We start from the raw sequence: 23,150 nt of genomic DNA, 5'->3' as shown, positions 1-23,150 counted from the left end.
TCGTCATGAGGCAAAGCGTTGTCGTAGCCAGAACCGGTGGCGCCGATGAATACGCCGGTGGCCGAGCCGTGCAGCGACGACGGCGCCAGTCCCGCCCGCTCGATCGCCTCCCAGGACGTCTCCAGCAGCAGCCGCTGCTGCGGATCCATCGCCAGTGCCTCACGCGGATTGATCCCGAAGAAGCCCGGATCAAAATCGGCTACGTCATAAACGAAGCCGCCTTCGCGCACATAGGAGCGGCCGGACCGGGCCGCCTTCCCGTCAAACTCCTCCTCGACCGACTCCCAACCACGGTCGGTCGGGAAGCCGGAGATAGCGTCCGTGCCGTTGGTCAGCAATTCCCAGAACTGCTCGGGCCCACGGACATCGCCGGGGTATCGGCAGCCCATGCCGACGATCGCGATCGGCTCACCCCCAGCCGCGGCCACCACACGCACCGCGCCCTCAGCGGAAGCCGAGTCCGAGCCCACCAGCTCACCCCGGATGAACTCCGCCAACGTCACTGCGTTGGGGTAGTCGAAGACGAGCGTGGAGGGCAGCCGCACCCCGGCCGCGTTCGCCAGCCGATTCCGCAGCTCGACCGCACCGACCGAATCAAATCCGAGGTCCTTGAACGCCCGCTGCGGCAACACATCCTCAGCCGACGCATGCCCCAACACCGCGGCCGCATGACCACGCACCAGCTGCGTCAGCTCCTGCCGCTGCTCACCCTCGCCCATGCCGCGCAGTCGGATCGCCAGCTCCGAAGCGCTCGGGTCACCGGCAGCCCCATCGGTCGGGTCGGCTTCAGCGGCGAGCACGGCCCGGACCTCAGGCAGCCCCGACAGGAACGGGCTGGCCCGGTGAAGGGTGTAAGTCGGCACGAACTTGGGCCAGTCGAAGCCGGCAACCGCGAGCACGCCCTCGCCCGCATCCAGCGCCTGCCCCAAGGCGCGCATCCCGCGCTCCGCGTCGATGCCCGCCATGCCGAAGTCCAGCAGCCGCTCACCGCTGCCTCCGACGGCGGCCATGCCGACGCCGGCCCACAGACCCCAGGCGATCGAGGTCGCCACCAGGCCCCGGGCACGCCGACTGTCGCACAGCGCGTCGAGGTAGGCGTTGGCCGCGGCATAACCGCTCAGCCCACCACTGCCCCACGTCCCCGCACCGGACGAGAACAACACAAACGCATCCAGCTCCCGCCCAGCGGTCAACTCGTCCAGCAGAGCGGCACCACCGGCCTTAGCCGCCAGCACATACGCCAGCTCAGCCGCCTCGAGCTCCGCCACCGGCCGCCGATCCCCGACACCCGCCGCATGCATCACCGACGACAACACGGGCCCATCGGCATCGATCCACTCCAGCAATCCCGCGACGGATCCACGTTCGGCGATGTCGCACGCGACGACCTCCACGGCCGTCCCGGCCGTGGCGATCGAGGCCGCCAGCCCGGCCACCCCAGCGGCAGCCGCGCCTGACCGGCTGGTGAGCACCGCCCGAGCAGCACCACGCTCGGCCACCCAACCAGCGGTGATCGCACCCACCCCACTCGTGCCACCGGTCACCAGCACCGAGCCCCGCGGAGCCCATGCTTCACCTATGGCCGGCCGGGGGGCGTGCTCCAGCCGCCGCCCGAGGACTCCACCTGCACGGATCGCGACCTGATCCTCGCCGCCATCGGCAAGCACCGACACCAGCCGGCCACCGGCCCGCGCATCCCACACCTCGGGGAGATCGATCAGCCCGCCCCAGCGCCCAGCCAGCTCCAGACCGGCCACCACGCCCAGACCCCAGATCTGCGCCTGTACGGGACTGATGACCGGGTCGCTTGCGCCGGTACCGACCGCGCCCCGGGTCAGCACCCACAGCGGAGCCGACACTCCAGCGGCACCCAGCGCCCGTACCAGCTCCACGGTCGCGACCAGCCCGGCAGGCACCACCTCATGCTCAGGATGCGCCGCATCCGACACCGCCAAAGCCGAGACCACACCGGCCACATCAGCGGCGTCGAACGCAGCAAGCCGGCCCAGGTCGGCTACGGCCACGACCTCGGCGCCACGCTCCGCCAGCACCGCCGACACAGCCTCCGCATCGGCGCCATCACCGACGACCAACCACCGCCCCGACAGCACGGCCGCGGACTCGACTACTGGCGCCCAGGTAACGCGGTAACGCCAGTCCGCGACCGTCGCATCGGCCTGACTGCGCCGCCGGTACTCAGCCAACACCGGCACGATCTCGGCGATCCCGGCCCCATCGACATTCAACGTGGCAGCAAGCTCCTCAAGATCGCCGCCCTCAACCGCAGCCCAGAACTCGGCATCCCCCGCCGAGACCTCCGGCACCTCAACCGGCCGCGCCTCCGGCCAGTAGTGCCGCTCCTGGAAGGCATAGGTCGGCAGGTCAACGGTCTCGCCGCCACCCAGCACCGCCGTCCAGTCGACGGCCACACCACGTACGAACGCCTCGGAAAGGGAGGCCAGCAGCCGCTCCGTACCACCGTCATCGCGCCTAAGACTGCCCACCGCCACCGGCGCCTTCTCGTACAGGCTGTCGCTGATGGCCTGGATCAGCACCGGATGCGGAGACGCCTCCACGAACACGCCGTGCCCTGACTCACCGAGGGTACGGATGGCCCGGTCGAACTCGACCGGCTCGCGCAGCGAGGCGTACCAGTACCCGGCGTCCATGTCCGGTCCGGAGATCATGTCGCCCGTCATTGCGGAGATCATCGGGATACGGGTCTCGCTGGGCGTGATGCCATCGAGGGCCGCCAGGATGTCCTCGCAGAGTTCGTCGACCTGCGGGCTGTGGGAGGCGTAGTCCACCGGGATCAGCCTCGTGCGCACCGACTCCCCGCAGGAGTCGGCCAGTTCGCGCAGCGCGTCCGGCTCGCCCGAGACCACGGTCGCCGACGGGCCGTTCACGGCAGCGATCGACAGCCGATCACCAAAGGCGGCGATCCGCTCCCGTACGGCTGCGACCGGCTCGGCGATCGACAGCATCCCGCCCCGGCCGGCCAGCGCGGCCAGCGTCCGGCTGCGCAGCGCCACCACCTTCGCCGCGTCGTCCAGCGAGAGGATCCCTGCCACCGCCGCAGCGGCGATCTCGCCCTGCGAGTGGCCGACTACCGCGTCGGGCTGGACGCCAGCGGCCTGCCACACGGCGGCGAGGGAGACCATCACCGCCCAAAGGGCCGGCTGCACCACATCCGCAGCCTCAAAGCCGTGCCGACCAGCCAGGACATCATCCAGCTCCCACTCCACGTAGGGCGCGAGAGCCCGGGCACACTCGGCCAGCCGCGCCGCGAAGACAGGCGAAGACGCGGCCAGCTCCCGGCCCATCCCGACCCACTGACTGCCCTGACCCGGGAAGACGAACACCGTCCCACCGGCTGTACCCGACGCCGTCTCGCCGCTCACCACACCAGCCGCAGGCTGGTCGGTGGCCACCGCCGCCAGCCCCGCCAGCAGCTCCTCCCGCTCACCCCCGAGCACCACCGCACGGTGCTCGAAAACCGACCGCGACGTGGCCAACGACCAAGCAACATCCCCGACCGGCAACCCCGGTCGGCCCACGACATGCTCCCGGAGCCGCCCAGCCTGCTCAGCCAGCGCCACCGCACTACGCCCCGACACCACCCACGCCGGAAGCGAAGGCGCAAACACCGGCAACCCCAGCTGCCCCTCCCCCGCAGGCTCCAGCTCGGAATCCGCCTCCTCGACGGTGCCCGGCGCCTCCTCCAGGATCAGGTGCGCGTTGGTGCCACTGATCCCGAACGCGGACACACCAGCCCGACGCGGACGCTCACCAGCCGCCCACTCCCGCGCCTCCTGAAGCAGGCGTACGTTCCCCGTCGACCACTCCACATGCGACGACGGCGTGTCCGCATACAGCGTCTGCGGCAGCTGCCCGTGCTGCAGCGACATCACCATCTTGATGAGTCCCGCGACCCCGGCCGCCTGCTGCGCGTGCCCGATATTGGACTTGATCGACCCGATCCACAACGGCCGATCCGCATCCGGCCGCTCCTGCCCATACGTCGCCAGCAGCGCCCCGGCCTCGATCGGGTCACCCAACTCAGTACCCGTACCGTGCGCCTCGACCACATCCACATCCGCCGCCGACACCTGCGCATTCGCCAGCGCCGCCCGAATCACCCGCCGCTGCGACGGACCATTCGGCGCGGACAAACCATTCGACGCACCATCCTGATTAACGGCACTGCCGCGAATGACCGCCAGCACCGGATGTCCATTACGCCGCGCATCCGACAGCCGCTCCAGCATCACCATCCCGGCACCTTCAGCAATGCCCATCCCATCGGCACCGTCACCGAAGGCCCGGCACCGCCCATCCGAAGACAACGCCCGCAGCCGCGAGAAGCCCACAAACTCACTCGGATCGGCCATTACCATCACACCGCCGGCCAGTGCCATCGTGCACTCACCCGACCGCAACGCCTGAGCCGCCTGATGCAAAGCAACCAACGACGACGAACACGCCGTATCCACCGACACCGCCGGGCCAACCAGCCCCAGCGAATACGAAATCCGCCCGGACAGCACACTCAGCGCATTCCCGGTAATCAGATGCGTTTCCGCCCCGGCAGTGTCCATAGCCGAACCGACGTATCCCGACGTGGTACCACCCACGAACACACCGGTGCCCGAACCCTTCAACGAACCCGGATCAATGCCGGCCCGCTCAATGGCTTCCCACGACGTCTCCAGCAGCAGCCGCTGCTGCGGATCCATCGCCAGTGCCTCCCGCGGACTGATCCCGAAGAAGTCCGCATCAAAATGCCCGGCTCCGGTGATGAAGCCGCCCTCCATCACATACGTCGAGCCCTCAGCATCCGGATCCGGATCGAACAGCGCCTCGGCATCCCACCCCCGATCGACCGGGAACCCCGAAATGGCATCCCCACCCGAAGCCAGCAGCGCCCACAGCTCCTCCGGGCTACGCACGCCACCGGGGTAACGGCAGCCCATCCCCACAATCGCGATCGGCTCCGACGGCGCTGCAGCAGCCACCGTCACGCCACGCTCCGCCCCGGACTCCACACCGAACAGTCCGGTGAGGATCTCCTCAGCCAGCGCCGCGGGGTTGGGGTGATCGAAGACCACGGTCGACGGCAGCCGGACCCCGGCCGCGGCGTTGAGCCGGTTACGGAGCTCGACCGCCGTCAGCGAGTCGAACCCGACATCGCGGAACGCCCGCTCGGCAGGTATCTCGTCCACCGAGGCGTGCCCCAGCACCGCGGTGGCATGGGAACGCACCAGGTCAACGACCGTACGACGACGCTCTCCCGCCGCCATCCCGGCGAGGCGGGACGCGTACTCGCCACGGCCGGCCACCGCGGTCTCCACCGACCCGATGGGACCGAGCTCCTCCTGCGCCTCGGGAATCGTGTCCAGCAGCGGCCGCGGACGAACAGCGCGGAACACCGGGGCGAACCGCTCCCACTCGACGTCGGCGACCGCGATGAAGGTCTCGTCGTCCGCCAGCACCTCGCCCAGCGCGGTCAGCGCGCGATCGGTGTCCAGGAAGTTCATGCCCTGGCGGCGCAGGCGGCTGGGCGTGACCGCGCCCGGCCCCTGCTTCATCGACGCGTCCACCGCGTCCCAGTCGCGGGTGTCCCACACTCCCCAGGCGATCGACGTCGCCGGCAGGCCACGGGAACGGCGCTGTTCGGCGAGCCCGTCGAGGAAGGAATTGCTGGCGGCGTAGGCGCCGTGGTCGTTGCTGCCCCACGTGGCCGAGATCGACGAGAAGAGCACGAACTCGTCCACATCCAGCCCGGCGGTGGCCTGGTCCAGGTGCACCGCACCGGCCGCCTTGGCGCCGAGTGCGGCGGCCAGCCCGTCCCGTTCCGTGTCCTCGACGCGGGCCAGATAGGGCTGGTTCGCCGAGTGCAGCACCGTCGACAGCCCCGGCCCGGATGTCTCGATCCACGACACCATCCCGGAGACCTGCTCGGGCACCCCCAGGTCGCAGCTGACCACCTCCACAGCGGTACCGCCGGCCGCGACCGACGCGGCGAGGGCGGGCACGCCGGGAGCCGACGGCCCGGAACGCGAGGTCAGCACCACGCGCGAGGTGTCGTGTTCGGCGAGCCAGCCGCCGACACTCGCCCCGATCGAGCCGGTGCCACCGGTCAGCAGCACCGTGCCCCGCGGCGTCCACCGCCCGGCCTCCGCGCGCCGCGCCTCCGCCCGTACCAGACGCCGCAGGAAGACACCTTCGGCCCGCAGCGCGACCTGATCCTCACTCGGCTGCGCCAGCACGGACACCAGGCCCATCCCGGCCCGCCCATCGAATGCCGTCGGCAGGTCGATCAGCCCGCCCCACAGCCCGGGGTGCTCGAGGCCGACGGCCCGGCCCAGGCCCCACACGGCGGTCTGGGACGGGCTGGTCGTCACCTCGCCCGCACCCGTCTGTACGGCACCCCGCGTCAACACCCAGACGGGCGCGGCCGTTCCGGACTGATGCAGCGCGTGTACGAGGTCCAGCGTCGTCGCGGTGCCGCTCGGCACCCACGGATAGGACGCGTCCGGGGTCTCGTCCAGGGCCAGCAGCGACACCACACCTGCGGCTTCCGCCAGCGCGGACGGGTCCAGTTCCGCGGGAGCGGGGACGGTGACGACCTCGGCGCCGTGACCGGTCAGCGCCTCCGCGATCGCCGGTGCGTCCGGATCGTCGCCGACCAGCAGCCAGGTCCCGGACAGCGCGGGAACGCCGCCACCGAGGTCGGACTGCTGCCAGGTGATCCGGTAACGCCAGTCATCCACGGACTTGCGCTGCGGAGCAGCCACCTCGGGCCAGAACCGGCGTCGCTGGAAGGCATACGTCGGCAGGTCGATGGTGTCCCCGCCACCCAGCACCGCCGTCCAGTCGACGGGCACGCCGCCTACGAACGCCTCGGAGAGGGAGGCCAGCAGGCGTTCCGTACCGCCGTCGTCGCGCCGCAGGCTGCCCACGGTGATCGGGTCGCGGTCTTGCAGGCTGTCGGCGATGGCCTGGATCAGCACCGGATGCGGGGACGTTTCCACGAACACGCCGTGGCCGGCCTCGCCCAGGGCGCGGATGGCTCGGTCGAACTCGACCGGCTCGCGCAGCGAGGCGTACCAGTAGCCGGCGTCCATCTCCGGACCGGAGATCATTTCGCCCGTCATCGCGGAGATCATCGGGATACGGGGCTCGCTGGGCGTGATGCCGGCGAGGGCGGCGAGGATGTCGTCGCGGAGGTCGTCGACCTGCGGGCTGTGGGAGGCGTAGTCGACCGGGATCAGCCGCGTACGCACCGACTCCCCACAGGAGTCGACCAGTTCGCGCAGCGCCTCCGGCTCGCCCGAGACCACGGTCGCCGACGGGCCGTTGACTGCGGCGATCGACAGCCGCTCGCCGTACGAAGCGATCCGCTCCCGCACCGCCGCGACCGGCTCTGCGACCGACAGCATCCCGCCACGCCCTGCCAGCACGGTCAGGGCACGGCTGCGCAGCGCGACCACCCTCGCCGCGTCGTCCAGCGACAGGATCCCGGCAACCGCGGCTGCCGCGATCTCGCCTTGCGAGTGACCGACGACCGCGTCGGGCTCGACTCCAGCGGCCTGCCACACGGCAGCCAGGGAGACCATCACCGCCCACAGGGCGGGCTGCACCACATCCGCGGCCTCAAATCCATGCCGACCAGCCAGGACGTCATCCAGCTCCCACTCCACGTACGGAGCCAGCGCCTGGGCGCACTCCGCCAGCCGAGCCGCAAACAGCGGCGAGGACTCGGCCAGTTCCCGGCCCATCCCCACCCACTGCGAGCCCTGACCGGGGAAGACGAACACCGTCCGCCCGATCCCACCAGGCGCGACCTCGCCGCTCACCACACCGGCAGCAGGCTGCTGCATGGCTACGGACGCCAGCCCCGCCAGCAGTTTCTCCCGCTCACCACCGAGCACCACCGCACGGTGCTCGAAGACCGACCGCGACGTAGCCAACGACCACGCCACATCCGCCACCGGGATCCCAGGCCGACCCACGACATGCTCCCGCAGCCGCCCCGCCTGCCCAGCAAGCGCCGCCGCGCTGTGCCCCGACACCACCCACGCCGGAACCGCCGACGCAAACACCGGCAGCTCCGGCTCACCCTCACCCGCAGGCTCCGGCTCCCCGGCCTCAGCCGGCGTCTCCTCCAAGATCACATGCACATTCGTGCCGCTGATCCCGAATGCGGAGACACCCGCCCGCCTGGGCTGCTCACCAGCAGGCCACTCACGCGCCTCCTGAAGCAGCCGTACGTCCCCTGCCGCCCAATCCACCTGCGTCGACGGCGTCTCCGCATACAGCGTCCGCGGCAACTGCCCATGCTGCAGCGACAGCACCATCTTGATCACACCGGCCACACCGGCAGCACACTGCAGATGCCCGATGTTGGACTTCACCGAACCGATCCACAACGGCCGCTCCGCACCCGGCCGCTCCTGGCCGTACGTGGCGAGCAATGCACCAGCCTCGATCGGATCGCCCAGCGACGTCCCCGTACCGTGCGTCTCCACCACATCGACATCCGCCGCCGACACCTGCGCGTTCGCCAGGGCCGCCCGAATCACCCGCCGCTGCGAAGGCCCATTCGGCGCCGACAGACCATTCGACGCACCATCCTGATTGGCAGCGCTGCCCCGGACCACGGCCAGCACCTGATGCCCATTGCGCCGCGCATCCGACAGCCGCTCCAGCAGCAGCACACCGGCACCTTCACCCCAACCGATGCCATCGGCCTCATCCGAGAAGGCCTTGCACCGCCCGCTGGAAGCCATGCCACCCTGCTCGGAGAACTCCATGAAGGCGCCCGGCGAAGTCATCACGGCCACGCCACCGGCCAGCGCCATCGTGCACTCACCACCACGCAGCGCCGTAACCGCCTGATGCAAAGCCACCAGCGACGACGAGCACGCCGTGTCCACCGTCACCGCGGGCCCGGTCAGCCCCAGCGCGTACGAGATCCGACCCGAGGCGACCGAGGAGATCATGCCGGTCAGCCGGTAGCCGTCCAGGCTTTCGTCGTGAGTCGGAAGGTTGCCCTCGTAACCCGAGTAGGTGGCCCCGATGAAGACGCCGGTGGCCGAGCCGTGCAGCGACGACGGCGCCAGTCCCGCCCGCTCGATCGCCTCCCACGACGTCTCCAGCAGCAGCCGCTGCTGCGGATCCATCGCCAGCGCCTCACGCGGATTGATCCCGAAGAAGCCCGCGTCAAAGTCCGCGGCGTCGTAAAGGAAGCCGCCTTCCCGCACATAGGAACGGCCCGTCCGCACCGCCTCGCTGCCGTACTCCTCCTCAAACGCCTCCCACCCACGGTCGGTCGGGAAGCCGGAAACCGCATCCGTGCCGGCCGTCAGCAGCTCCCAGAACTGCTCGGGCCCTCGCACATCACCCGGAAGGCGGCAGCCCATCCCGACAATCGCGATCGGCTCACCACCGGCCGCGGCCACCACCTGCACCCCGCCGTCACCCGGAGCTGCCTCAGCCGAGCCCACGAGTTCCCCGCGAATGAACTCCGCCAATGCGGCGGCATTGGGGTAATCGAAGACCAGCGTCGAGGGCAACCGCACCCCGACCGCCGACACCAGGCGGTTACGCAGCTCCACCGCGCCGACCGAATCAAAGCCCAGATCCTTGAACGCCCGCTGCGGCAGCACATCCTCAGCCGACTCATGCCCCAACACCGCCGCCGCATGGCCACGCACCAGCTGCGTCAGCTCCTGCCGCTGGTCACCGACCGACATGCCCCGCAGCCGGACGCCCAGTTCGGACCCGTCGGCCGCCGCGGCGACCTCTTCCGTGGCCTCCAGGACATCCTTCACCTCAGGCAGGCCGGACAGCAGCGGGCTGGGGCGGTAGAGGGTGTACGTCGGTACGAACTGCTCCCAGTCGAAGCCGGCGAACGCCAGCGCACCCTCACCCGCGTCCAGCACCTGCCCCAGAGCGCGCATCCCACGCTCCGCATCAATGCCCGCCATGCCAAAGTCCGACAGCCGCGCACCGTCACCACCGGCGACCATGCCGACGCCGGCCCACAGACCCCACGCGACCGAGGTCGCCGCCAGCCCCCGGCCGCGCCGGCTGTCACAGAGCCCGTCGAGGTACGCGTTGGCCGCCGCATACGCGCTCAACCCACCACTGCCCCACGTCCCCGCACCGGATGAGAACAACACAAACGCATCCAGCTCCCGGTCGGCCGTCAGCTCGTCCAGCAGTGCGGCGCCACCGGCCTTGGCCGCCAGCAGCCGCGCCAGTTCCGCCGCCTCGACCTCCTCCACCGGCCCTCCGCCGGCGACCCCGGCGGCGTGCAGCACCGAAGAGAGCTCAGCCCCGGAGGCGTCGATCCACTCCAGCAGTCCCGTGACGGATCCACGGTCGGCGATGTCACACGCGGCCACCTCCACCGCAGCCCCGGTCTGAGCCATAGCGGCCGCCAGCCCGGCCACCCCGGCGGCAGCCGGCCCCGACCGACTGGTCAGCACCACCCTGGGAGCGCCACGCTCGGCCACCCAGCCAGCGGTGATCGCGCCGACTCCGCTGGTGCCACCGGTGACGAGCACCGAGCCCCGCGGGGCCCATGTTTCCCCGACGGCCGCCCGGGGGGCGTGCTCCAGCCGCCGCCCGAGGACGCCACCGGTACGGATCGCGACCTGATCCTCGCCACCACCGGCAAGCACCGACACCAGCCGGCCACCCGCCCGCGCATCCCACACCGCGGGCAGATCGATCAGCCCGCCCCAGCGCCCGACCAGCTCCAGACCAGCGGTTACGCCAAGACCCCACACCTGTGCCTGTACGGGACTGACCACCGGGTCGCTTGCGCCCGTGCCAACCGCGCCCCGCGTCAGCACCCACAGCGGAGCCGACACCCCGGCAGCACCCAGCGCCCGTATCAGCTCCACCGTCGCCATCAGCCCGGCAGGCACCACCGGATACTCCGGATGCGTCGCATCCGACAGCGCCAACGCCGACACCACACCCGCCACATCAGCGACATCGCTCGCCGCAACCTGCTCCGGCCCCGCAACGACCACGACCTCCGCGCCACGCTCCGCCAGCACCGCCGACACAGCCTCCGCATCGGCGCCATCGCCGACCACCAGCCACCGCCCCGACAGCACCGACCCGGCCTCGGCAACCGGAGTCCACCTGACGCGATAACGCCAATCGGCGACGGCCGCGTCGACCTGACTGCGCCGCCGGTACTCGGCCAACACCGGCACCATCTCGGCGAGCCTGTCGCCATCGACGTTCAGCGTCGCGGCAAGCTCCTCCAGGTCACCGCCCTCGATCGCGGCCCAGAACTCGGCATCCCCCTCCGAGACCCCAAGCACCTCAGCCGCCCGCGTCTCCGGCCAGAAGTGCCGCTCCTGGAAGGCATACGTCGGCAGCTCCACCGTGTCGCCGGCACCCAGCACCGCGGTCCAGTCGACGGCCACACCCCGTACGAACGCCTCCGCGAAGGAGGTCAGCAGGCGTTCCGTACCACCGTCGTCGCGCCGGAGACTGCCCACCGCCACCGGCGCCTTCTCGTCCAGGCTGTCGCTGATGGCCTGGATGAGCACCGGATGCGGAGAGGCCTCTACGAAGACCCCGTGCCCGGCCTCACCCAGCACGCGGATCGCCTGGTCGAATTCGACCGGCTCGCGTAGCGAGGCGTACCAGTAGCCGGCATCCATCTCCGGCCCGGCGAGCATCTCTCCACTCATCGCCGAGACCATCGGAACCCGCGTCTCACCCGGCGTGATGCCGTCGAGGGCCGCCAGGATGTCGTCGCGCAGCTCATCAACCTGCGGGCTGTGCGAGGCGTAATCCACCGGAATCAGCCGCGTACGCACCGACTCCCCACAGGAGTCGGCCAGTTCGCGCAGCGCGTCCGGTTCGCCCGAGACCACGGTCGCCGACGGGCCGTTGACGGCGGCGATCGACAGCCGATCACCGAAGGCGGCGATCCGCTCCCGTACCGCTGCGACGGGCTCAGCGATCGACAGCATCCCGCCGCGACCGGCCAGCGCGGTCAAGGCACGGCTGCGCAGCGCCACCACCTTCGCCGCATCCTCCAGCGAGAGAATCCCGGCCACCGCAGCAGCCGCAATCTCCCCCTGGGAGTGGCCGACGACTGCCTCAGGCTCAACACCGGCGGCCTGCCACACGGCGGCCAGGGAAACCATCACCGCCCACAGCGCAGGCTGCACCACATCCGCAGCCTCAAACCCATGCCGACCGGCCAGGACGTCATCCAACTCCCAGTCCACGAACGGTTCCAACGCCGCCGCACACTCGGCCAGCCTTGCCGCGAAGACAGGCGAGGACTCGGCCAGTTCCCGCCCCATCCCGACCCACTGCGACCCCTGCCCCGGGAAGACGAACACCGTCCGCCCCACGCCAACCGGCGACACCTCGCCCGTCACCACACCGGCAGCCGGCTGGTCGGTGGCCACCGCCGCCAGTCCGGCCACCAGCTCCTCGCGCTCAGCCCCGAGCACCACCCCACGATGCTCGAACACCGACCGAGACGTAGCCAACGACCAAGCAACATCCCCCACCGGCACCGCAGGCCGACCCACCACATGCTCACGCAGCCGCCCCGCCTGCCCAGCAAGTGCCACCGCGCTCCGCCCCGACACCACCCACGCCGGAACCGCAGGCTCAAACACCGGCAACCCCGGTGCATCCACAGTCTCAGGAACAGGCTCCGGCTCCTCGACGCTGCCCGGCGCCTCCTCCAGGACCAGGTGCACATTGGTGCCGCTGATCCCGAACGCCGAAACACCCGCCCGACGCGGCTGCTCACCAGCCGGCCACTCCCGCGCCTCCTGCAGCAGCCGTACGTTCCCCGTCGACCACTCCACATGCGACGACGGATCCCCGGCGTGCAGCGTCCTGGGCAGGACGCCGTGACGCATGGCCAGGACCATCTTGATCACACCGGCGACCCCGGCCGCCTGCTGCGCGTGCCCGATGTTCGACTTCACCGAACCCAGCCACAGCGGCCTGTCGTCGTCCGGCCGCTCCTGCCCATAAGTCGCCAGCAGCGCCCCGGCCTCGATCGGGTCGCCCAACGACGTCCCCGTACCGTGCGCCTCCACCACATCCACGTCCGCCGCCGACACCTGCGCATTCGCCAACGCCGCCCGAATCACCCGCCGCTGCGACGGACCGTTCGGCGCCGACAAACCATTCGACGCACCATCCTGATTAACCGCACTACCCCGAATAACCGCCAGCACCGGATGCCCATTACGCCGCGCATCCGACAGCCGCTCCAGCACCACCATCCCGGCGCCCTCACCCCACACGATGCCGTCCGCACCGTCGGAGAACGCCTTGCAGCGCCCGCTGGAAGCCATGCCGCCCTGCTTGGAGAACTCCATGAAGGCGCCAGGCGAGGTCATCACGGCCACACCACCGGCCAGCGCCATCGTGCACTCACCACCACGCAGCGCCGACACCGCCTGATGCAAAGCCACCAGCGACGACGAACACGCCGTATCCACCGTCACCGCGGGCCCGGTCAGCCCCAGCACGTACGAAATCCGGCCCGAAGCAACCGAGGAAACCGAACCCGTGAGCCGGTAACCGTCCAGACTCTGATCATGGACGGGGAGACTGCTCTCATAGCCAGAACCACTGGCACCAATGAACACACCGGTCGCCGACCCATGCAGCGCCGACGGAGCCAGCCCCGCCCGCTCGATCGCCTCCCACGACGTCTCCAGCAGCAGCCGCTGCTGCGGATCCATCGCCAGCGCCTCGCGCGGGCTGATCCCGAAGAAGTCCGCGTCGAACTTGGCCGCGTCGTAGACGAAGCCGCCCTCTCGCACGTAGGAGCGCCCGGACAGCGCCTCCTCCCCGCCGAACTCCTCCTCGAAGGCCTCCCACCCACGATCGGTCGGGAACGGCGAGATCGCATCCGTCCCGGATGCCACCAGGTCCCAGAGCTGCTCGGGCCCCCGCACATCACCCGGATAACGGCAGCCCATCCCGACGATCGCGATCGGCTCACCGCCGGCCGCGGCCACCACCCGCACCGCGCCCTCAGCGGAAGCCGCGTCCGAGCCCACGAGCTCACCGCAGATGTACTCCGCCAGCGCGGCGGCGTTGGGGTAGTCGAAGATCAGCGTCGAGGGCAGCCGCACACCGGCCGCCGCCGCCAGCCGGTTACGCAGCTCGACCGCACCGACCGAATCGAACCCGAGATCCTTGAACGCCCGCTGCGGCAGCACATCCTCGGCCGACGCATGCCCCAGCACCACCGCCGCATGACCACGCACCATGTCCGTCAGAAGCTGCCGCTGCTCGCCCTCGGCCATCCCCCGCAGCCGCACCGCGAGCTCCGAACCACGGGCATCGGCTTCGCCGCCGGCCTCCCCTTCGGCTTCGGCGGCGAGGACGTCCCGGACCTCGGGTACGCCCGACAGGAACGGGCTCGGGCGGTAGAGGGTGTACGTCGGTACGAACTGTTCCCAGGTGAAGCCGGCGACAGCCAGCGAGCTTTCGTCCGCGTCCAGCGCCTGGCCGAGGATGCGCATCCCGCGTTCCGCGTCGATGCCCTCCATTCCGTACGCCAGCAGCCGCTCGCCTCCCTCGCTGGCCGCCATGCCGACGCCGGCCCATACACCCCAGGCGATCGAGGTCGCCGCCAGGCCCCGGGCACGCCGGCTGTCGCCGAGCGCGTCGAGGTAGGCGTTGGCCGCCGCATACGCGCTCAGCCCGCCGCTGCCCCAGGCCGCCGCGCCGGAGGAGAACATGACGAAGGCGTCCAGGTCCCGGTCGGCCGTCAGCTCGTCCAGCACCGCTGCGCCACCGGCCTTGGCCGACAGCAGCCGCGCCAGATCCGCCGCCTCGACCTCCTCGACCGGCCCGCCGTCACCTAGCCCGGCCGCATGCACCACCGAAGACAGCTCGGCCCCGGAGGCGTCGATCCACTCCACCAGTCCCGCGACGGACCCACGGTCGGCGGCGTCACACGCCACCACCTCCACCGCGGCCCCGGACTGGGACAGCGCGGCGGCCAATCCGGCCACCCCACCGGCCCGCGGCCCCGACCGACTGGTCAGCACCACTCGCGCAGCACCGCGCTCGACCACCCAGCCGGCCGTGATCGCACCAACCCCACTGGTCCCACCGGTCACCAGCACCGAGCCGCGCGGAGCCCACGCCTGCCGTACAACCGGCCTCGGGGCATGCTCCAGCCGCCGCCCGACGACGCCACCTGCACGGATCGCGACCTGGTCCTCGCCACCATCGGCGAGCATCGACACCAGCCGCCCACCCGCCCGCGCATCCAGCACCGCCGGCAGATCGATCAGCCCACCCCAGCGCCCGGCCAGCTCCAGACCAGCCGTTACGCCAAGACCCCACACCTCCGCCTGAGTCAGGTTGACGACCGGATCGCCCGCCCCGGTACCGACCGCACCCCGCGTCAGCACCCACAGCGGTGCCGACACGCCGGCGCCACCCAGTGCCCGCAGCAGCTCCACCGTCGCCATCAGCCCGGCCGGCACCACCGGGAACTCCGGATGCTCCGCATCCGACAGCGCCAACGCCGACACCACACCCGTCACATCAGCGATATCACTCGCGGCGGCAACCTGCTCCGGCCCGGCAACGGCCACAACCTCCGCACCACGCTCGGCCAGCACCGCCCCGACGGCTTCCGCCTCCGCGCCGTCGCCAACGACCAGCCACCGTCCCGACAACACCCCCGCGGACTCCGCGACCGGCATCCACGTGACCCGGTACCGCCAGTCGGCCACCGTCGCGTCGGCCCGCTCCCGACGACGCCACTCGGTCAGCGCGGCCAGATCGATCTCGCCCGCATCCACCCCGAGCAGCTCCGCCAGCGAACCCGCGTCGCCCTCCTCGACAGCCGCCCAGAAGCCGGCCTCAGCAGGAGTGCTCCCGCCCGCCGCCCCCGTCGCCGCCTGCTCGACCGCCCGCGGCCAGTAGTGCCGGTGCTGGAAGGCATACGTCGGCAGCTCCACCGCCGACCCGCCACCACCCAGCACCGCGGCCCACTCCACGGGAACACCCCGCACATACGCCTCGGCGAGGGAGGCCAACAGCCGCTCGGCACCCCCGTTGTCCCGCCTGAGCGTGCCCACCGCGACCAGGTCACGGTCCTCCAGGTTGGAGGTGATGGCCTGGATCAACGCCGGGTGCGCAGACGTCTCCACGAAGACGCCGTGCCCCGACTCCCCCAGCACCCGGACCGCCCGGCCGAACTCCACCGGCTCCCGCAGCGAGGCATACCAGTACCCCGCGTCCATCTCCGGCCCGGCCAGCCACTCCCCGCTCATCGCCGACAGCATCGGCACCCGTGCCGCACCCGGCACGACGTCCGCCAGGGCGGTGAGGATCTGCTCGCGCAGCTCTTCCACCTGCGCGCTGTGCGAGGCGTAGGCGATCGGGATACGCGAGGTCCGTACGCCTTCGGGGCAGGCGGCGACGAATTCGTCCAGGGCGTCGTTGGCGCCGGAAAGCACCGTCGACGAGGGGCCGTTGACGGCCGCGACCGAGAGCCGCTCGCCGAAGCCGGCGAGCCGGTCCCGTACCACGTCGGCGGGCTCGCCGACGGACAGCATCCCGCCGCGGCCGTCCAGGGTCCGCAGCGCCTTGGCCCGCAGGCCGGCCACCTTCGCGCCGTCCGCGACCGACAGCACCCCGGCCACGGTCGCCGCGGCGATCTCGCCGAGCGAGTGCCCGACGACGGCGTCCGGCTCGACGCCGGCGGCCTGCCAGACGGCGGCCAGGGATACGGTCACCGCCCATACGGCCGGCTGCAGCACGTCGGCGGCGGCGAAGTCGTGCCTTCCGGCCAGGACATCGTTCAGCTCCCAGTCGACGTACGGCCGGAGGGCCGCCGCGCACTCGGCGAGCTTCGCCGCGAAGACGGGCGAGGCTTCGGCCAGCTCCCGGCCCATCCCGATCCACTGGCTGCCGTGGCCGGGGAAGACGAAGACGGTCCGGCCGATGCCGCCGGGCGCGACCTCTCCGGTCACCACCCCGGCGGCCGGCTGGTCGGTGGCCAGCGCGGCCAGTCCGGCGAGGAGGCCGTCGCGCTCGGTACCGAGGACTACGGCGCGGTGGTCCAGCGCCGACCGGGTCGTGGCAAGCGACCACGCCACGTCATCCGCCGACAGCTCCGCGCGGGTCACGACATGTTCGCGAAGGCGGCCGGCCTGGCTCGCCAGCGCGGTCGCGCCGCGGCCCGACACCAGCCACGCCGGAACGGCGGGCGCGAGCACCGGCAGCGCCGGGGCCTCCCCAGCCTCGGGAACAGGCTCCGGCTCCTCGACGGCGACCGGCGCCTCTTCGAGGATGACGTGCGCGTTGGTGCCGCTGATCCCGAAGGCGGAGACACCCGCGCGCCTGGGCTGCTCACCGGCCGCCCACTCCCGCGCCTCCTGCAGAAGGCGTACGTTCCCGGCCGACCAGTCGACATGCGACGACGGCGTCTCCGCGTACAGCGTCTGCGGCAGCTGCCCGTGCTGGAGGGACATCACCATCTTGATGAGCCCGGCAACACCGGCCGCCTGCTGCGCGTGCCCGATGTTCGACTTGACCGAGCCGATCCACAGCGGCCGGTCCTCGTCCGGCCGTTCGTCGCCGTACGTGGCCTGGAGGGCGCCGGCCTCGATCGGGTCGCCCAGGGCGGTGCCCGTGCCGTGTGCCTCGACGACGTCGACGTCGGCGGGCGTGAGCTGCGCGTTGGCCAGGGCGGCGCGGATGACGCGCTGCTGGGAGGGGCCGTTGGGGGCGGACAGGCCGTTGGAGGCGCCGTCCTGGTTCACGGCGCTGCCGCGGATGACGGCCAGCACCTGGTGGCCGTTGCGCTGCGCGTCGGAGAGCCGTTCCAGCATCACCATGCCGGCGCCCTCGGCGATGCCCATGCCGTCGGCGCCTTCGCCGAAGGCCTTGCACCGCCCGTCCGATGCCAGCACGCGCAGCCGCGAGAAGCCGACGAACTCACCCGGGTCGGCCATCACCATCACACCGCCGGCCAGCGCCATGGTGCACTCGCCACCGCGCAGCGCGGTCACGGCCTGGTGCAGCGCCACGAGGGAGGAGGAGCAGGCCGTATCGACGGATACGGACGGGCCGACCAGTCCCAGGGTGTAGGAGATCCGCCCGGACAGCACGCTCAGCGCGTTGCCGGTGATCAGATGCGCCTCGGTCTCCGGATCTCCGCTGGCCACGGCGATATAGCCGGATGCCGCGGCGCCGACGAAGACACCGGTGCCCGAGCCCTTCAGCGAGGTCGGGTCGATGCCCGCCCGCTCGATGGCCTCCCACGACGTCTCCAGCAGCAGCCGCTGCTGCGGGTCCATCGCGAGCGCCTCGCGCGGGCTGATGCCGAAGAAGTCCGCGTCGAAGTTCCCGGCTCCGGTGATGAAGCCGCCCTCGGTCACATAGGTGGAACCCTCGGCGTCCGGGTCCGGGTCGAACAGCGCCTCGGCGTCCCAGCCACGATCGGCCGGGAAGTCCGAGATGGCGTCACCCTTCGCAGCCAGCAGCTCCCACATCTCCTCGGGGCTGCTCACCCCGCCCGGATAGCGGCAGCCCATGCCGACGATGGCGATCGGCTCGGTCGGCGCCTGCACCACGACGGAGGCGGCCTGCTGCGATGCGGTGCCCAGCAGCCTGGTGAGGATCTCCTCGGCCAGGGCCGTGGGGTTGGGGTGGTCGAAGACCACGGTGGACGGCAGCCGGACTCCGGTGGCGGTGTTGAGGCGGTTACGGAGCTCGACCGCGGTGAGCGAGTCGTATCCGACGTCGCGGAAGGCGCGCTCGGCCGGTATCGCGTCCGTGGAGTCGTGGCCCAGGACGGCGGTGGCGTGGGAGCGGACCAGCTCGATGACCGTACGGCGACGCTCGCTCACGGACATCGCGGCGAGAAGGGAGGCGTACTCGCCGAGCCCGGAGGCCGCCGACTCGGCGTGGCTTGCGGGCTGGTCGTCCTCGCGCGCTTCGGGGATGGTGTCCAGGAGGGGGCGGGGGCGGGCGGCGCGGAAGACGGGGGCGAATCGCTCCCATTCGACGTCGGCGACGGCGATGAAGGTCTCGTCCTCGGTGAGGATTTCGCCGAGGGCGGTCAGGGCGCGGTCGGTGTCGAGGAAGTTCATGCCCTGGCGGCGGAGGCGGCTGGGGGTGACTGCCCCTGCGCCCTGGGTCATGGCCGCGTCTACGGCGTCCCAGTCGCGGGTGTCCCAGACCCCCCAGGCGATGGATGTCGCGGGGAGACCGCGGGAGCGGCGGTCCTCGGCGAAGCCGTCGAGGAAGGCGTTGCCTGCGGCGTAGGCGCCGTGGTCGTTGCTGCCCCAGGTCGCTGAGATCGAGGAGAACAGCACGAACTCGTCGAGGTCAAGGTCGGTGGTGGCCTGGTCCAGGTGGAGCGCGCCGACTGCTTTGGCGCCGAGTGCGGCGGCCAGGCCTTCGCGTTCGGTGTTTTCCACCCAGGCGAGATAGGGCTGATTCGCCGAGTGCAGGACGGTCGAGAGGCCGGGTCCGGATGCTTCGATCCAGGACACCATGCCGGAGACCTGCTCGTACGCCTGCAGGTCGCAGCTGACGACCTCGACGTCCGTGCCGCCGGCGGCGACCGCTGCTGCGAGGGCGGGTACGCCGGGAGCGGACGGGCCGGAACGGGAGGTCAGCACCACCCGCGAGGTGTCGTGATCGGCGAGCCAGCTACCGATGCTGACGCCGATCGAGCCGGTGCCACCGGTCAGCAGGACCGTGCCCCGCGGGGACCACGGCTTGGACTGGGCGCGGCGTGCCTCGGCCCGTACCAGCCGGCGCAGGAAGACGCCTTCGGCGCGCAAAGCGATCTGGTCCTCGCTGGTTTGTGCCAGGACGGATGCGAGGTGGGTGCCTGTTCGGTCGGTGAACTCGGTGGGCAGGTCGATGAGGCCGCCCCACAGCTCGGGACGCTCAAGGCCAACCGCGCGACCCAGGCCCCAGACCGCGGTCTGGGACGGGCTGGTCGTCACCTCGCCCGCGCCGGTCTGCACCGCGCCGCGGGTCAGCGTCCACACCGCAACCTCGGCCCCGGCCTGCTGCACCGCCTGGACCAGCTCGACCGTCGCGGCGATGCCACGCGAGATCCACGGGAACTCCGCATCCGGCGTCTCGTCCAGGGCCAGCAGGGACACCACACCCGCGGCTTCCGCGAGCGCGGAGGCCTCGAGGTCCTCGACGCTCATGGCGGTGACGACGTCGGCGCCGTGTCCGGTCAGCGCCTCCGCGATCGCGGGCGCCTCCGGATCGTCTCCGACCAGCAGCCAGGTCCCGGACAGCGCGGGAACCCCGTTGAGGTCGGACGGCTGCCAGGTGATGCGATAGCGCCAGTCATCTATCGACCGGGCGGCCCGCTTGATCTCACGTATCTCGGGCCAGAAGCGGCGCCGCTGGAAGGCATACGTCGGCAGGTCGATGGTGTCCCCGCCACCCAGCACCGCGGTCCAGTCGACGACCACACCACGTACGAACGCCTCAGCGAGGGAGGCGAGCAGCCGCTGGGAACCGCCGTCGTCGCGGCGGAGGCTGCCTACGGTGATCGGCGACCTCTCGTCCAGGCTGTCGGCGATGGCCTGGATCAGCACCGGATGCGGGGAGGCCTCTACGAACACGCCGTGGCCGGCCTGACCGAGGACGCGGATGGCCTGGTCGAACTCGACGGGCTCCCGCAGCGAGGCATACCAGTACCCCGCGTCCATCTCCGGCCCGGCCAGCCACTCGCCGCTCATCGCCGAGACCATCGGGATGCGCGCCTCGCCGGGAGCGATCCCGTCCAGCGCCGCCAGGATGGCGTCGCGGAGGTCGTCCACCTGCGGGCTGTGGGAGGCGTAGTCCACCGGAATCAGGCGTGTCCGCACCGACTCCCCGCACGCTTCCTGGAGTTCGCGCAGCGCGTCCGGCTCACCGGAAACCACGGTCGCCGACGGGCCGTTCACAGCAGCGATCGACACCCGGTCACCGAACCCGGCGATCCGCTCCCGTACGGCCGCGACGTGTTCGGCGACGGACAGCATGCCGCCCCGCCCGGCCAGCACGGTCAGGGCACGGCTGCGCAGCGCGACCACCTTGGCCGCGTCCTCCAGCGACAGGATCCCGGCCACCGCAGCAGCCGCGATCTCACCCTGGGAGTGGCCGACGACCGCATCCGGCTCGACGCCGGCGGCCTGCCACACTGCGGCGAGCGAGACCATCACCGCCCAGAGGGCAGGCTGCACCACATCCGCAGCCTCGAACCCATGCCGACCAGCAAGAACGTCATCCAGCTCCCACTGCACGTACGGAGCCAGCGCCGCCGCGCACTCGGCGAGCTTCGCCGCGAAGACGGGCGAGGACTCGGCCAGTTCCCGGCCCATCCCCATCCACTGCGAGCCCTGACCGGGGAAGACAAATACGGTCCGGCCGATCCCGCCAGGCGCCACCTCACCGGTCACCACACCGGCAGCAGGCTGCTGCGTGGCTACGGACGCCAGCCCCGCCAGCAGTTCCTCCCGCTCAGCCCCCAGCACTACGGCACGGTGCTCGAAGACCGACCGCGACGTAGCCAACGACCACGCCACATCCGCCACCGGGATCCCAGGCCGACCCACGACATGCTCACGCAGCCGCCCAGCCTGCCCGGCAAGCGCGCCCGCGCTATGCCCCGAAACCGCCCAAGCCGGAACCGCAGGCGCGAACACCGGCAGCTCTGGCTCGCCCTCACCCGCAGACTCCGGCTCCTCGACCGCCGCCGGCGCCTCCTCCAAGATCACATGCACATTCGTGCCGCTGACGCCGAAAGCCGAGACACCGGCCCGCCTGGGCTGCTCAGCAGCCGGCCACTCCCGCGCCTCCTGAAGAAGGCGTACGTTCCCGGCCGACCAGTCGATCTGCGTGGACGGCGCATCCGCGTACAGCGTCCGCGGCAACTGGCTGTGCTGCAGCGACAGCACCATCTTGATCACACCGGCCACACCGGCAGCACACTGCAGATGCCCGATGTTGGACTTCACCGACCCCAGCCACAACGGCCGTTCGTCGGAGCGTTCCTGCCCGTACGTCGCCAGCAGCGCCCCGGCCTCGATCGGGTCACCGAGCGATGTCCCCGTACCGTGCGCCTCAACCGCGTCCACCTCACCGGCAGCCAGCTGCGCATTCGCCAGCGCCGCCCGGATCACGCGCCGCTGCGAGGGGCCATTGGGCGCGGACAGGCCGTTCGACGCACCATCCTGGTTGACCGCGCTGCCGCGGATGACGGCCAGCACCTGGTGGCCATTGCGTTGCGCATCCGACAGCCGCTCCAGCAGCAGCACACCGGAGCCTTCGCCCCAGCCGATGCCATCGGCCTCATCCGAGAACGCCTTGCAGCGCCCGCTGGAGGCCATCCCGCCCTGCTCGGAAAACTCCATGAAGGCGCCCGGCGAGGTCATCACGGCCACGCCACCGGCCAGCGCCATCGTGCACTCGCCACCACGCAGCGCCGTAACCGCCTGGTGCAGCGCCACCAGCGACGACGAGCACGCCGTGTCCACCGTCACCGCAGGCCCGGTCAGCCCCAGCACGTACGAGATCCGCCCCGAGATCACCGAGGAGACCGTGCCGGTGAGCCGGTAGCCGTCCAGGCTCTTGTCGTCGGGAGGCAGGATGGTCTCGTAGCCGGAACCGCTCGCGCCGATGAAGACACCGGTCGCCGAGCCGTGCAGCGACGACGGAGCCAGCCCCGCCCGCTCAATCGCCTCCCACACGGTCTCCAGCAGCAGCCGCTGCTGCGGATCCATCGCCAGCGCCTCACGCGGATTGATCCCGAAGAAGCCCGCGTCAAAATCGGCTACGTCATAGAGGAAGCCGCCCTCGCGCACATAAGCGCCATCCGACTGCGCCGCCTCGCCGCCGAATTCCTCCTCGAACGCTTCCCATCCACGATCGGTCGGGAATCCGGACAGCGTGTCCGTACCGGCGGTGAGCAGTTCCCAGAACTGCTCGGGTCCACGGACGTCACCGGGGTAACGGCAGCCCATACCCACGATCGCGATGGGTTCACGGGCGCCGGATTCCAGCTCCTTGACCCGTTCGCGGGTCACGTAATGATCGGCCGCCAACTTCTTCAGAGTCTCGAGCAACTTCTCGTTGTCAGCCAC

At 71.1% G+C, this 23,150-nt stretch carries 1 protein-coding gene (only partly in view); it reads right to left on the bottom strand.

Going from position 1 to position 23,150, the window contains the following annotated elements; genetic code table 11:
• Positions 1 to 23,150: the 5' portion of a type I polyketide synthase gene (locus ACNNMR_RS36220; protein ID WP_419998929.1), read on the bottom strand. 4,258 nt of this gene lie to the left of the window's left edge; the window shows 23,150 of its 27,408 coding nt (coding positions 1-23,150); it begins with the start codon at positions 23,148 to 23,150; its stop codon lies off the left edge, out of view.

This window comes from Streptomyces boninensis, from assembly GCF_048572725.1.
GTDB classification, from domain to species: domain Bacteria; phylum Actinomycetota; class Actinomycetes; order Streptomycetales; family Streptomycetaceae; genus Streptomyces; species Streptomyces boninensis.
The sequence above is the reverse complement of the archived record's forward strand: the minus strand, read 5'-3'. Positions and strand labels throughout refer to the sequence as shown.